A 12839-nucleotide genomic window follows, 5' to 3' on the forward strand; every position below is an offset into this window, starting at 1 on the left:
ACCCGGTTCAGCCGTCCTGCGCCAGCGGGTGGTGATCCAGCACCAGTTCCTTCAGCCGTTCGTCCAGAACGTGGGTGTAGATCTCGGTCGTGGACACGTCCGCGTGCCCCAGCAGCGTCTGGATCGACACAAGGTCGGCGCCATTCGCCAGCAGGTGCGTCGCGAAGGCATGGCGCAGGGTGTGCGGCGTGACCTTGTCGGGCGACACGCCGCCCGCGACCGCCAGTTCCTTGATCAGCATGTAGAACCTGTGCCGCGTCAGGTGGCCCGACTTGCCGCGCGACGGGAACAGGAAGGCCGAGGCCGACGCCCCCCGCGCGCGGGCCTCGTCCTCTTGCGTGTCGCGCAGCGCCAGCCATGCCCGCAGCGCGTCGCGCGCTGGCGGTGACAGGGGCACCATGCGTTCCTTGCCGCCCTTGCCCTTCACCAGCAACATGCGCGGATCGCCCCGCGCCGCCGACACGGGCAGGGTGACCAGTTCCGACACGCGCATTCCGGTCGCGTACAGCAGTTCCAGCAGGCAGGTGTTGCGCAGCCGGTCCGACTTGGACCGCCCGTGTTCTTGCGCCGCACCCAGAAGCGCGTCGATTTCCGGCACCGACAGCGTCTTGGGCAGCTTCGCGTCGCGGCCCGGGCCCTTGATCTGGATCGCCGGGTTGTCGGTACGCCAGCCTTCCTCGAAGGCGAAGCGGTACAGCTGGCGGATCGCCGACAGGCGCCGGGCGCGGGTCGAACGGGCCAGCCCCTGCGCGTCGCAGAACACGAGGTAATCCTCGATGTCCGACCGCGCCGCAGTGGAAAAGTCCAGGTTTCGGGTGTCCAGCCAGCCGCCGAAGTCTTTCAGGTCGCGGGCATAGGCAAGCTGGGTGTTGGTCGCGGCATCCAGTTCCGCGGCCTGCGCCTCAAGGAAGGTCTGGACCCAGTACCGTGTCATGCTTCCTCGACAAGGATCATCGTCTGAAGCGCGAACCGGCGGGCGGTGTCTTCCAGCCCGACGGCCCGGAACAGTGCGATCGCCTCGGACAGCTTTTCAAGGTCGCCCGCCGCGCCGTCGGCCGCCATGCCGATTGCGCGCAGGATCGCCTCGCCCAGATTGCCGCGCTGCACCAGCGGCACCAGCCGTTCGGGCGGCTGCGTGGCGCGGAAGCCGTCGGCGATGGCGGCGGCGGTGGCGTCCGGCGGCGAGACCACCGACAAGTTGCCGCGCGCGATGGCTTTCAGGAACTGTTCGCGCGGGTCCTGCGTCTCGTGCGTCTGCGCCACGGCTTCGTAGCCGTCGGACAACAGGCCCATCTCGAAGGCGATGTGACCGGCCTCGCCCTCTAGCGTGTGCTCGGCCAGCTTGTCGGCGTAGATGCGGGCGAAGACCGGCCGCAGCGCCGCGTCCTCCAGCGTGGTCCACATGTCGATCAGCGCATCGGACAGCCCCGCGCCGGTGTCGCTGTCCAGCGCGGCGTCCAGCTTCTGCACGGCGGCCACGCGGTCCCAGACGCCGCCCGACGCCGCCGGTTTGCGTTCGGTGTAAAGCCCGAGCAGGTGGTTCACGTCGATGGCGCCCGACCGGGCCAGCCGCTCGGCGGCCTCCAGTTGTGATTTCCAGCCGCTGGCCAGTTGCAGGTCGGCACGGGCGAAGGGCAGGGGCAGGATGTTCGTCGGGATCGGTTCGCCGACCGCCTCGTACAGGCGGAACACCAGCGGGGACGGCCGCGAGGGCGGCGCAAGCTCTGGCGCGTCATCGAAGGTTTCGGGGTCAAGGTAACGGCCAAGGATCGCGTCCTCGGCGCCGGTCAGTTCCCCCAGCGCGCGGCCGGTCGACAGGGTGACGGCGGCGGCCTGCCAGTCGCCGTTGCGGGCAAGGCAGAACACCGACGCCGCCAGCGAGGGCGACAGGTCGGGCGCGTCGTCCAGCATCTTGCAGGCGATGTCCTCGGTGCCGATCAGCAGGCTGGCGTCGAAGTACCGCGAGAACGTGGCCGCGGACGTCGGGCCCGCGCGTTCAAGCAAGGCCACCGCCTGTTCCACCGCGCCGACGGAGATCAGCGTGTCCACGCGGGCAAGGAACAGGGCGTCGGACGGGTCGCTGTCCGCTGGCGGGTCCAGTTCGGCCAGCAGCAGTCGCAGCAGAAGGTCCTGCAGCGCCGGAAGCTGACCGCCCTGCAGCGCCTTGAACCCGGCGGCAAGGTCGGCAGAGGCGCTGTTGCCCCACAGATCGCGGGGCAGGCCGGTGACGGACACCGGAAGCAGCCCGACCGCGTCGGTCTTCACCACGCCAAGCGGGGTGACGGAAATCGACTCGACCCCGGCACTGTCGGTGGTCGAGGGTTCGGACGGCAGATCCAGCTTCGAGGATTCGTCGAGGCTGTCGGACAGCCAGTCGATCGCAGACATCGGCCCATTGCCGGACGTCGTGCCCGTTTCGGGCGTCGTCTGTGCCGTGGCCGCCGTACCGGCGCCCAGCGCCAGCACAAGACCCAGCGTCAAGGCGGTCGGAACGCTATGCACCATCCAGAATCACCGGCTGACTTATGTCCTCCTGCGTCGGGCTCATGTCCCCGAGATAGGCATACCCCGCCAGTCCGATCGCACCCAGCACCACGAGGATCAGGATGAGTTTGAACAGTATCTTCATGGGGTCTCTGCCTTGTTTCGCCGTTCTCGTTCGCGGCTGCGCCGGATTTATATATGGCATTTCCCGGCATGACACGCCATTCAGTCCTGCGAAACGTGATTTGGGCAGGTGTGTGCCGTTTTGAAGTACCGGCTGAAGAAAACCGTCGTGCTGGTGGGCATGATGGGATCGGGGAAGACCGCCGTGGGACAGGCGCTTGGGCGCCTGTTGGGCGTGCCGTTTCTTGATTCCGATAACGAGATCACCGTCGCGGCGAACCTGACGATTCCCGAGATCTTCGAACGCTATGGCGAACCGTTCTTCCGCGAGAAGGAAAGTCAGGTCATCGCGCGCCTGCTGGAAGGCGGGCCGGCGATCCTGTCGACAGGCGGCGGCGCCTACCTGTCGGGCGATAACCGCGAGATGATCTCGGCCCGTGGCGTGGCGGTGTGGTTGCGGGCGGATTTGGACCTTTTGTGGAGCAGGGTGCGCCACAAGAACACGCGGCCTCTGCTGCGTACCGCCGATCCTTACAAGACGCTGGCCGACCTGTGCGAACGGCGCCAGCCCTATTACGCGAAGGCCGACCTCGTGGCCGACGCCCGCGCGGACTACGCGATCGAGGAAATGGCGCAGAAGGTGGCCGATGTGCTGGCTTCGCGCGACGACGTGCTGGAGATGACGGAATGACGGAAACGGTTCGGGTCGAGCTGGGCGCGCGCGCCTACGACGTGCGCATCGGCGAGGGTCTGATCGCGGACGCGGCGGCCGAGATCGCGCCGCTGCTGGCGCGGCCGCGCGTCGCAATCGTCACCGACGAGACCGTGGCCGCCGTCCATCTTGGCCCGTTGCAGACGGCGCTGACGGCGGGGGGCATCGACAGCGTGGCGCTGAAGCTTCCGGCGGGCGAGGCGACGAAGGGCTGGCCGCAGTTCACCCGCACCGTCGAATGGCTGCTGGACCAGAAGATCGAGCGGCGCGACATCGTGGTGGCGCTTGGCGGCGGCGTGATCGGCGATCTCGCCGGGTTCGCAGCGGCGGTGCTGCGGCGGGGCGTGCGGTTCGTGCAGATCCCCACCTCGCTTCTGGCGCAGGTCGACAGTTCCGTCGGCGGCAAGACCGGGATCAACGCGCCGCAGGGCAAGAACCTGATCGGCGCGTTCCACCAGCCCGCGCTGGTGCTGGCCGACATCGGCGTGCTGGGTACGCTGACCCCGCGCGATTTCCTTGCCGGGTACGGCGAGGTGGTGAAATACGGGATGCTCGGCGACGCGGCGTTCTTCGACTGGCTCGAGGCGAATGGCCCGGCGCTGGCCGCGGGCGATGTGGCGCTGCGCACCAAGGCGGTGCACCGGTCGGTACAGATGAAGGCAGAGATCGTGGCGCGGGACGAGACAGAGCAGGGCGACCGCGCGCTGCTGAACCTTGGCCACACCTTCTGCCACGCGCTAGAGGCGGCGACCGGCTATTCCGACCGGCTGCTGCACGGCGAAGGCGTCGCCATCGGCTGCGCGCTGGCGTTCGAAACCTCGGCGCGGATGGGGCTGTGTTCGCAGGAAACCCCCAGCCGGGTGCGGGCGCACCTGCGCGACATGGGGACGAAGGTGGACCTGTCCGACATTCCGGGCGATCTGCCCGACGCGGACGGTCTGCTGGACCTGATGGGGCAGGACAAGAAGGTGATCGACGGCCGTTTGCGCTTTATTCTTGCGCGGGGCATCGGCGAGGCCTTCGTAACCTCGGACGTGGATCGTGACCTTGTCCGGGGCGTTCTGGCAGAGGCGCTGGCCGCCCGCTAGGGGCGACCAGCCGCGGGGATCAGGCGGTAACCGCGCTGCCCGACTTCATTTTGCTGTCCAGGCTCCATGCGCCGGGGCCTGCGAAGACGAAGTACAGGAACGCGAAGCAGTACATGATCGCCAGCTCGCCGCCGTTCAGGATCGGCAGGAAGTTCGACGGGGCGTGCATGAACCAGTAGGCATAGGCCATCATGCCGGACAGGATGAAGGCGACCGGCCGGGTGAACAGGCCGAGGATGATCAGGATACCGCCGACCAGTTCAAGGATGCCGCCAATGCCCATCAGGCTGGCAATCGGCGGCTGGCCGTATTCGCTGGCGGGGAAGCCAAGGATTTTCTGGGTGCCGTGCTGAAGGAACAGCAGGCCGGTAACGATGCGGAGAATGGCAAGGACGCGGGGCGCCTGTGCGTTCAGGGTGTTCATTGGATGGTCTCTCAGTTTGCTCGGGACCGCGGCGCGCGGCCTGCCTTCACACCTACTGCGACGTTAGCCGTGGAAAAACGCACATTACCGCGCAGTCAACGTGCGCAGGTGAGCAGAACCGATGCCGGTGCCGATGAACGGCGTCAGGCGTCCAGCGCGACCGCGGTGAAAAGCATCAGGAAGCCGAGTTCGGTGTACAGCGACAGTCCGGACAGCGCAGACACCAGCGGATCGCCGGTCGGATCCGGGGTGGTCAGAACCACAAGGCAGATCGACGCAGAGATGCCGAAGACGCTGATCGCCAGCGGAAGGATGCTGCGTCCTTGAACGGTCGCCAAGACGGCAAGCCCGCCAAGGATCATTCCGAACGACGTCACCGGGGACATGCGATCCGTATAGGGCCGATCGCCGGGCAGGAAGAAGGCCAGACCGTCGTGAAGCCCGGTCAGGATCGCCAGATAATTGGCCGCGGCCAAGGCAATGGCCGCAAGCACCAGCACTTGCGCTATGACTTTGTCCGACCGCCCACCAGCCTGAAACACGATTAGGGCAAGGCCGATCAGCACGAAACAGAACGCCGTCAACGGCACCATCGCGGCCGCATCCTGTGCCGGGCGCACCAACTGCCAGTGGTCGCCAAGCCAACCGAACGCAAGGATCACCGCCGCTGACACAACCATAGCGCCTGCCACGATGGGAGACATCCGAGCAATACGCCCGGCACGCTGATCGATGACGTCGATCGGGTCGTTGATTCTCATTCGGGAGGACTCCGCAATAGTCCTGAACCTTAACATCACCATACGGCAATTAAAGTTATAAATGGACCTTAATCCAGATAAATTTTCTAGCTTAAGGTTCTGAAATTACATGACGAAATCAGGCATTTGCGCCATGCGCGCGATGTGGCCCACCGCTGAACGAGAACGGCCGGAGCGATCTGCACGCTCCGGCCGTCAGTTTGCGTCAGGCAGTGCGTCTCTGCCTTAGAACGGGATCTCGTCGTCGATGTCGCCAGCCGGGGCCGGGCCGCCGTAGCCGCCGCCACCACTGCCGCCGCCATAGCCGCCGCCCGACGACCCGCCGCCGTAACCGCCGCGGTCGTCGTAGCCGCCGCCACCACCGCCGCCGCCTTCACCGCGGCCGTCCAGCATGGTCAGCACGCCGTCGTAGCCTTGCAGCACGACCTCGGTCGAATAGCGGTCCTGGCCGGACTGGTCCTGCCATTTGCGGGTTTGCAGCTTGCCCTCGATATACACCTTCGAGCCCTTGCGCAGGTACTGCTCGGCGATGCGCACCAGCCCTTCCTGGAAGATCGCGACCGAGTGCCACTCGGTCCGCTCGCGGCGTTCGCCGGTGTTGCGGTCTTTCCAGGTTTCAGAAGTGGCGATGCGCAGGTTGCAGACCTTGCCGCCGTTCTGGAAATTCCGGACCTCGGGATCGCGCCCCAGGTTGCCAATCAGGATTACCTTGTTCACGGAACCGGCCATGCACAGCGTCCTTTCGTCGAATCCGATGTCGTCGGAAGCCTTGTTAGACCACCCGCCCAGTGTGAACAAATTGTTAATCCGGCTGCGCGCACGCAAGCACTCGGCGGCGCTTTGCTTGGCTTAAGACGCAGAGCGCCCGCAGGGGTGGCGGTTCGGCAGGAATTCGATAAACTGCGCAGCAGATTTCGAAGGAACAGTCAGATGCGTATTTTCTGGGGGGGCATCTGCGCCGCTGCCATGTTCGGCGCAGGAGCTGCATCGGCCGAAGGCCTGAATTTCTCGTCCAAGAACCGGCTGGGGCTTTTCTCGTCGCAGACCAGCGTTCTCGATAACCGTGCGGCGACGCAGTACAAAAGCTCGGTCCGGTTTCAGCCGAAGACCTATGAGGACACGACGCCCGCACCGGCCTTCACCGGCAAGTACAAGGGTCCGTACCTTGATATGGCGCGCGCCGCGGCGCGCAGGCATGGCATCCCCGAGGACCTGTTCCTGCGGCTGGTGCAGCAGGAATCGGGCTGGAACCCGTCGATCGAGTCGCACAAGGGCGCCTATGGTCTTGCCCAGCTGATGCCCGCCACGGCGCGCACGCTTGGCGTCGATCACACCGATCCGGTGCAGAACCTCGACGGCGGTGCCCGGTACCTGAAGATGCAGTACGACCGTTTCGGATCGTGGCGCCTTGCGCTTGCGGCCTACAACGCGGGCCCGGAGGCGGTCGAGAAATACGACGGCGTGCCGCCCTATGCCGAGACGACCAATTACGTGAAGGTCATCTGGGGTCACTGATCCCGCCTCTGCGGCCCACAGGCGGCGCCGGACTCCGCGCCGCTTTGCCCCCATTGTCGCAAGCTACGGAACAATCCCGCGTCCAACGTGTTCCCTGAAGGAAGGGAGACGTTCCGTGGCAAATTCCGATCTTTCGTGGTCCGTACCGGTCATGCGCGCCGGGTACATCGGGCGGGGGCTTACCTATCTTGTGATAGCTGGGGTCTCGCTCTGGACGATTTACCGAGGCGGCCAAGCGCAAGGCACGGGCGAGTCGATGGCCCGACTGGACAACAGCGGCTGGGGCACGGCGGTGCTGGTGCTGATCGCGCTGGGGCTGTTCGCCTATCTGATCTGGCGGCTGGTGGACGCGTGGTGGGACCTTGAAGCCTACGGCAGCGGCGGCAAAGGCTTTATCGCCCGCACCGGCATGGTCGTCACCGGCGTCATTCACGGCGCTCTTGGCGTGGCGGCCCTGTCGCTGATCTTCGGGCAAGGCGGCAGCGATGGTGAATCGAAGATCGCCCATTACACCGGCGAGGCGCTGGCGATGCCCTATGGCCGGTATCTCGTTGGCGCGATCGGGCTGATCACGCTCGGCGCCGGTATCTTCTACGCCTACAAGGGGTTCGCCGAGAAGTACCGCGAGCACCTGCGCGGTAACAGCGTGACGCTTCACATGAACTGGGCGCTGAAGGCCGGGCTTGTGGCACAGGGCGTGATCGTGGGCGTTGTCGGCCTGCTGTTCTGCCGCGCGGCGCTGTTCGGTGACCCCGAGCAGGCCGGTGGCCTGAAGCAGGTCTTCGAATTCCTCAGCGCGCAGGCTTTCGGACAAGTGATCGTCGGAGTGGTTTGCGTCGGGCTGCTGGGCTTTGCCCTGTTCTGCTTCGTGAACGCGGGCTACCGCATCATCCCGCGCGTCGCCGATGACGATATCGAGACGCTGGGCGCGCAGCTGAAACAATTGAAGAACAAAGGCGAGCGCAGCGTGACCGCCTGACGCGACAACGGAACACGCGCCCGTTCTGTAAACGACAGCAAGACGCCCTGGCTATGCGCCGGGGCGTTTTTCGTCTGCCCCGCGATCATGGTCAGCGAATGACGTGGACGGTCTGGTCCCCGGCCAGAAGCGCATCCCCCAGACAGCTGCCGTCCAGCGCCTTCACAAGAAAACTCTGACCTTTATAGGCCGGCACCACGACCTGCGCCTTGGGGTTCAGCAGTGCGGGCATCGGCAGCAGGCGTCCGTACGGGTCGACCCAGTACAGCTGCAACGGAGTCTCGGGCCCGTCGTAGGTCAGCGAAAGCTCGGTCTCGCCCCCATCGTCGGCCGAGGCGACGCTACTGCCCGCAGGGCAGCCGGGACCGGGGGCGGGCTCGGCCACCGGGGCAGGGGTGTGCAAGTCCACGGGCTCTGGCGGCTGCCCCTCGTTGAAGGTGCAATCCTCGACCCGCAGCGCGGCGGCGGCGGTGCCGTTCAGCGCGATCTCAGCCACGGTGTCCCCCACGCCCAGCGTCGCGAGCGTGCCGTTGCGCACCGCTTCCATCCCGTCGCGGGTCAGCCCAAGCCGGGTGCCGTCGGACGTGACCTGCGCCTCGACCGCGTAGACGGTGTCGTCGATGTCCAGCGACACCGCGTCCGTCGCAGCGCCTGACACAGAGGCCCAGACCGTCCACGACTCGTCTTGCAGGATCATCCGCACTTCGGTGCCATCAACCTCGCGTCGGGCCTCGCAGTGGTCGAAGGCATCGCCCTCGGACAGCGCGACGATCTCCCATGTTCCGGCCATGTCGAACCTGTCCTGCGCGGCGGCGGGGTCGGCGGCAAGCAGGGGCAGGGCGATTGCACCCGGAACAAAGCGGCGAAAGGTCTTCATCCAACGGTCCCCCGGCTGGTGGCGGCGCGTGGCCGGGTCAGGCCGGCGTCTTGGCCCACTTGTAATGATGATGTTCGAACGTGATGTGCTGGTCGGCGCCCATGACGCCCTCGACCGCGTGGCGATACAGCGAGCGCCAGTAGGGTTGGATCGTCACGCCTTCGGACTGGATCAGCTCTTCGCATTTCGCTGCGACCTCGGCCCGCGTTTCGGCGTCCGCCAGCGACAGCGCCTGCGCCAGCAGGCTGTCGAACTCGGGGTTCGACCACCCGAATTCGTTCCAAGCCTCGCCCGAGCGATAGGCCAGCGCCCAGATCTGAACCGCAAGCGGGCGGTGGTTCCAACTGGTCGACGAGAACGGGAAGGTGCTCCACTCGTCCCAATAGGTCGACCCGGGCAGGATCGTGCGCCGCACCGTCAGCCCGGCGTCGCGCATCTGTGCGGCGACCGCGTCCGAGGTGTTGCGCAGCCAGTCGTCGTCCAGCGAGATCAGCTCGAACTCGAAATCGGCCATCTCGGCCTCTTCCAACAGAGCGACGGCGGCGGTGGGGTCGAACACGGGATCGCCGATGTCGGCATACTCGGGGTGGATCGGCCCGGCGTGGTGGTTTTGCGCGACGACGCCACGGTTGCCATAGCCAAGCTCCAGCAGGATGCCGTTGTCGACCGCCATCGCAAGCGCACGCCGCACGCGGGGGTCGGCATAGGGCTTCCGGTCCCCCACTTCCGCCTGCTGGTTGGGGCGGATCACCGTGGTCGCCATCGTCAGCACCTCGGACTTCACGAAGCCCATGCCGTCCATCACGTCGATGAACTCGCCCACGGATTCGTGCAGCATGTCGACCTCTTCGCCGGCAAGCGCCGCCAGCCACGCGGCGGGGTCGGTGCCGAAGTCGAGGTATTCGATCCCGTCAAGGTACGGGCCACCGTAGACCTCGGTTCCCCACCACGTATGATCCGGCGCTCGGCTTAGGACGCATCGCGCGCCCGGCTCGTGCTCGGTGATCATGTAGGGGCCGGTGCCAACGGCGTTGATCACGTCCTCTGGATCGAAGGTTTCGTGAACCATTGCAGCGGGATAGTCGGCGAAGTTCGCAATCAGCGAGATGTCGGAAGCGGTCAGGTGCAGCGCCAGCGTCGTGTCGTCGACCACCTCGATTGCGCCGTCGATCGCCATGCCCGTGTCGTCGTCGATCAGCGCCGCCATGCGCCCGGCCATCGAATTGTCCGCAACGTCGCGCTCGCACCAGCGGCGGATGTTGCGGGCCACGTCCTCGGCGGTGAACGGGTCGCCATTGGTCCATGTCACGCCGGGACGGATCTTCAGCGTGTACTCGGTCGCGTCGTCGTTGGAGTCCCAGCTGTCCAGCAGCATCCCCCGGATCGAGCCGTCGTTGTTATACTCGACCAGGTATTCCAGCGTGCCGCGACACAGGTTGGCGATCTCGGGCCAGTCCCAGACGCGGGTGTCCTTCAGGGCGCGCACCGACATCTGCACCCGCAGCGTGCCGCCTTCCGGCATGTCCTGCTGCGCAAGGGCGGGCTGCGCGGAGCCGATCAGCCCATAGGCCGCAGCGGCCCCGACGCCCAGCGACGTGGCGCGGGTCAGGAACTCGCGCCGGTCCATCAGGCCGGCACGGTGTTCCGTCGCGTACATTCGGGCCGCGGGGTGGATCGGACCCCTGTCGCTGCGCAGCGTCATCGTTTTCTCCCTGCAGACACGTCTTCTTGCCGAACGCACCGCCGAGCCGCTGCAGCACCTGTCGCAGGCGCGGGATGCGCGGGCCGTGGGGCGGATGCCTCCGTGCTTGGATGATTGCGGTTTCGACCGGGCCGAAACGGGTTTCACCCAAAGGAAAGGCGAGGCTTTGCCGCGATGCAAGCCAAATTACAGTGACTTGCTCGTTGACAGGACGGGGGCCCAAACGCGAAGGGACCGCCCGGCAGGTGCGCGGGCGGTCCCTTGTGTCTTTCCTGCGCGCCGATCCGCGCGGCCAGCCTTTAGCTCAGCTTGCGGAAGGTGGTCGGCGTCACGCCGGTCTGTTTTTGAAACGCGCGGGTGAAATAGGCGGCCGAGTTGAAACCCAGCTCGTCCGCGATCTCTTTCACCGGGCGGCGCGTTTCGGTCAGCAGGCGACGCGCCTCGAAGTGGATGCGGTCTGCCAGCAGCGCCGAGGCCGACCGGCCGCTTGCGATCTTGCAGCACCGCGTCAGGTGCGTCGGCGTCACGCCCAGCTGCGCGGCGAAATAGTTGATCGTCTGGCCGTGCTTGAAGTCACGCTCCACCATCGCCGAATAGGCGGCGGCCAGCCTGCGGGCGGCGTCGGGATGCAGGTCCTGACGGTCGCCGCCATCGACTTCGCGGTCCAGCCAGACCGACAGCAGACCCGCATGGGCCAGCATCGCACGGTCTTTGCCGGGGCGGTCCGACTTCAGCTCGTTCTGGATGTTCTCGATCATGTTCGAGAGTTCGGCCTGCTGCTGCACGTCGCGGAATCGCAGGTGCAGCGGCTCTTCGGGCAGGTTCAGCGACCGGTCAGGCGGCAGGTAAACGGCGGTGCCGAAGACCTGTCCGGTCATCTCGTAGCCGTGCATCGTGTTGGCCGGCAGGAACACCGCGTGGTGCGGACCGAAGCCGTGCGTCACGCCAGCGACGGTGATGCGTCCCTGACCACGGGTGAACCACAGCAGCAAAGGCTGCGCGTAGGATCGCATCGCTTCGGTTCGCCAGCGCGTCTCGGGCGTGACACGCGGCAGGTTTTCGATACGGAACCGGCGCGTCTTGTGCGCCATGTTGATGTCGGGGCGGGTTTCGCTGAAAATCCTCATGGAATTCGATAATCGTCACTGTCCCAGGTGTCACAGTGCACTGTCCCACGAGAATGCCCGGACCGACGGCAGAATCAGTCCGATGAAATGGCAGTCAGGGCAGCACGACTGTCGTCCATTGACTCATCTTGGACCGAAACCACGTCCGTTGTCTCTTGGCGAATTGTCTTGTTGCGATTTTTCCGTCGGCAACTGCGGCTTTCAAGCACCGGTCGCCTTTCAGATAACCGATTAATTCGGGTGCGCCGATGGCCTTTGCGGACGGCCACGTTAGGCGAAACCCCGCATCGAGGTTGGCGCGGGCCTCGTCCAGCGCGCCGTCGGCAATCATGGCATCAAAGCGGCGGTCGATGCGTTCGCCCAGCCAATCCCGGTCGGCATCCAGCAAGACGGGCTGCGCATTCGCCAGCGGCAGCAGCGGCGGCGGCGTGTCGTCCTGCCACGCGGCGATGCCCCGTCCGGTGGTCGTCAGCACCTCCCACGCGCGCTGCACGCGCATCGGGTTGCGGGTGTCGATCCGCGCGGCCGAGGCTTCATCCAGATCCGCCAGCAGTGCCGGCAAGCCTTCGTCGCGCAGGATCGACGTCGCGCGGTCGCGGACCTCTGGCGGGGTCGGGGGGATGGACGCCAGCCCCGAGGTCAGCGCGGTGAAGTATAACCCCGTGCCGCCCACGATCACCGGACGCGCGTCGCCGTTCAGGATCGGTTGCAGGTCGCGCAGCCAGTGGCCGACCGAGTATTCGGCATCGCCCGCGACATGGCCGTACAGCAGATGCGGGGCCACCGATTCCTCGTCCGGGCCGGGCCGCGCCGTCAGGACCCGCCAGTTCGCAAAGACCTGAAGCGCATCGGCATTGACGATCACGCCGCCGTGGCGGCTGACCACCTCTAGCGCCAGTGCGGACTTGCCGCTGGCGGTCGGGCCCGCGATGAGAACGGGGCGCTCGGCGTCGAGCGAGCTTAGCCAGCCGTCGCGCATAGGGTCGGTTCCGGATTGAACATGGAGGCCTTTTCCGACATTTTGCCGGCGGAGTTAAGGGGCGACCA

The 12839-nt window shown here is 66.2% G+C and carries 14 protein-coding genes; 4 read left to right on the plus strand and 10 right to left on the minus strand.

Annotated elements, in window-relative coordinates; translation table 11 throughout:
- Positions 1 to 7: 7 nt before the first annotated feature.
- From P1K30_RS02355 to P1K30_RS02365, 3 genes are read right to left on the minus strand one after another with little or no spacing between them, the layout of a single operon-like run.
- The gene (locus tag P1K30_RS02355; RefSeq protein ID WP_275631061.1) at positions 8 to 934 is read right to left on the minus strand and encodes a tyrosine recombinase; all 927 of its coding nucleotides are present in this window, start codon (positions 932 to 934) and stop codon (positions 8 to 10) included.
- Positions 931 to 2505, minus strand: coding sequence for a hypothetical protein (locus P1K30_RS02360; protein WP_275631062.1), 1575 nt, complete (start codon positions 2503 to 2505; stop codon positions 931 to 933). The genes P1K30_RS02355 and P1K30_RS02360 overlap by 4 nt, the downstream gene beginning before the upstream one ends.
- Complete coding sequence (locus P1K30_RS02365) at positions 2495 to 2629, minus strand: hypothetical protein (RefSeq protein ID WP_275631063.1); 135 nt, start codon at positions 2627 to 2629, stop codon at positions 2495 to 2497. Before P1K30_RS02365 ends, P1K30_RS02360 begins: the two co-directional genes overlap by 11 nt.
- 120 nt (positions 2630 to 2749) lie before the next feature.
- On the opposite strand from P1K30_RS02365, the gene P1K30_RS02370 reads away from it, so the two are divergent.
- The gene (locus P1K30_RS02370) at positions 2750 to 3298 is read left to right on the plus strand and encodes a shikimate kinase (RefSeq protein WP_275631064.1); all 549 of its coding nucleotides are present in this window, start codon (positions 2750 to 2752) and stop codon (positions 3296 to 3298) included.
- Positions 3295 to 4407, plus strand: a complete 1113-nt coding sequence (gene aroB / locus P1K30_RS02375; RefSeq protein WP_275631065.1) for a 3-dehydroquinate synthase — start codon at positions 3295 to 3297, stop codon at positions 4405 to 4407. Before P1K30_RS02370 ends, aroB begins: the two co-directional genes overlap by 4 nt.
- 19 nt (positions 4408 to 4426) lie before the next feature.
- On the opposite strand, the gene P1K30_RS02380 is transcribed toward aroB, so the two are convergent.
- From P1K30_RS02380 to ssb, 3 genes are all read right to left on the minus strand, one after another.
- Positions 4427 to 4831 (minus strand): DoxX family protein, encoded by a 405-nt coding sequence (locus P1K30_RS02380; protein ID WP_275631066.1) that lies wholly within the window; start codon positions 4829 to 4831, stop codon positions 4427 to 4429.
- A 143-nt stretch (positions 4832 to 4974) separates the two neighbouring features.
- Entirely contained in the window at positions 4975 to 5592 is a 618-nt protein-coding gene (locus P1K30_RS02385) for a hypothetical protein (RefSeq protein WP_275631067.1), read from the minus strand.
- Between the two features lie 225 nt (positions 5593 to 5817).
- Complete coding sequence (ssb, locus tag P1K30_RS02390; RefSeq protein WP_275631068.1) at positions 5818 to 6321, minus strand: single-stranded DNA-binding protein; 504 nt, start codon at positions 6319 to 6321, stop codon at positions 5818 to 5820.
- Positions 6322 to 6522: 201 nt separating this feature from the next.
- Between ssb and P1K30_RS02395 the strand changes: the two genes are divergently transcribed.
- Together P1K30_RS02395 and P1K30_RS02400 are read left to right on the plus strand one after the other, a co-directional pair.
- Complete coding sequence (locus tag P1K30_RS02395; RefSeq protein WP_379560993.1) at positions 6523 to 7107, plus strand: lytic transglycosylase domain-containing protein; 585 nt, start codon at positions 6523 to 6525, stop codon at positions 7105 to 7107.
- A gap of 115 nt (positions 7108 to 7222) precedes the next feature.
- Positions 7223 to 8086 carry a DUF1206 domain-containing protein gene (locus tag P1K30_RS02400; protein WP_275631069.1) on the plus strand — a complete coding sequence of 288 codons (864 nt, stop codon included), beginning with the start codon at positions 7223 to 7225 and terminating at the stop codon, positions 8084 to 8086.
- 91 nt (positions 8087 to 8177) lie between these two features.
- Here P1K30_RS02400 and P1K30_RS02405 read toward each other — a convergent pair whose 3' ends face one another.
- The 4 genes from P1K30_RS02405 to miaA all read right to left on the minus strand — a co-directional run bounded on the left by P1K30_RS02405 (position 8178) and on the right by miaA (position 12771).
- Positions 8178 to 8963: a hypothetical protein gene (locus P1K30_RS02405; protein WP_275631070.1), complete on the minus strand. Its 786-nt coding sequence runs from the start codon at positions 8961 to 8963 to the stop codon at positions 8178 to 8180.
- Positions 8964 to 9000: 37 nt separating this feature from the next.
- Complete coding sequence (locus P1K30_RS02410; RefSeq protein ID WP_275631071.1) at positions 9001 to 10665, minus strand: ABC transporter substrate-binding protein; 1665 nt, start codon at positions 10663 to 10665, stop codon at positions 9001 to 9003.
- A gap of 299 nt (positions 10666 to 10964) precedes the next feature.
- Complete coding sequence (locus P1K30_RS02415; RefSeq protein WP_275631072.1) at positions 10965 to 11792, minus strand: helix-turn-helix domain-containing protein; 828 nt, start codon at positions 11790 to 11792, stop codon at positions 10965 to 10967.
- 94 nt (positions 11793 to 11886) lie between these two features.
- Positions 11887 to 12771, minus strand: coding sequence for a tRNA (adenosine(37)-N6)-dimethylallyltransferase MiaA (gene miaA, locus P1K30_RS02420; RefSeq protein ID WP_275631073.1), 885 nt, complete (start codon positions 12769 to 12771; stop codon positions 11887 to 11889).
- Between the last annotated feature and the right edge of the window lie 68 nt (positions 12772 to 12839).

Source organism: Psychromarinibacter halotolerans (assembly GCF_029168315.1).
Classification (GTDB): Bacteria; Pseudomonadota; Alphaproteobacteria; order Rhodobacterales; family Rhodobacteraceae; genus Psychromarinibacter; species Psychromarinibacter halotolerans.

Bases quoted from the DNA above. Each gene is read 5' to 3' on its own strand.
- P1K30_RS02415 (WP_275631072.1), bottom strand. From the start codon at position 11,792: ATGAGGATTTTCAGCGAAACCCGCCCCGACATCAACATGGCGCACAAG.
- aroB (WP_275631065.1), top strand. From the start codon at position 3,295: ATGACGGAAACGGTTCGGGTCGAGCTGGGCGCGCGCGCCTACGACGTG.
- miaA (WP_275631073.1), bottom strand. From the start codon at position 12,771: ATGCGCGACGGCTGGCTAAGCTCGCTCGACGCCGAGCGCCCCGTTCTC.
- ssb (WP_275631068.1), bottom strand. From the start codon at position 6,321: ATGGCCGGTTCCGTGAACAAGGTAATCCTGATTGGCAACCTGGGGCGC.
- P1K30_RS02355 (WP_275631061.1), bottom strand. From the start codon at position 934: ATGACACGGTACTGGGTCCAGACCTTCCTTGAGGCGCAGGCCGCGGAA.
- P1K30_RS02365 (WP_275631063.1), bottom strand. From the start codon at position 2,629: ATGAAGATACTGTTCAAACTCATCCTGATCCTCGTGGTGCTGGGTGCG.
- P1K30_RS02405 (WP_275631070.1), bottom strand. From the start codon at position 8,963: ATGAAGACCTTTCGCCGCTTTGTTCCGGGTGCAATCGCCCTGCCCCTG.
- P1K30_RS02410 (WP_275631071.1), bottom strand. From the start codon at position 10,665: ATGACGCTGCGCAGCGACAGGGGTCCGATCCACCCCGCGGCCCGAATG.
- P1K30_RS02360 (WP_275631062.1), bottom strand. From the start codon at position 2,505: ATGGTGCATAGCGTTCCGACCGCCTTGACGCTGGGTCTTGTGCTGGCG.
- P1K30_RS02380 (WP_275631066.1), bottom strand. From the start codon at position 4,831: ATGAACACCCTGAACGCACAGGCGCCCCGCGTCCTTGCCATTCTCCGC.
- P1K30_RS02385 (WP_275631067.1), bottom strand. From the start codon at position 5,592: ATGAGAATCAACGACCCGATCGACGTCATCGATCAGCGTGCCGGGCGT.
- P1K30_RS02395 (WP_379560993.1), top strand. From the start codon at position 6,523: ATGCGTATTTTCTGGGGGGGCATCTGCGCCGCTGCCATGTTCGGCGCA.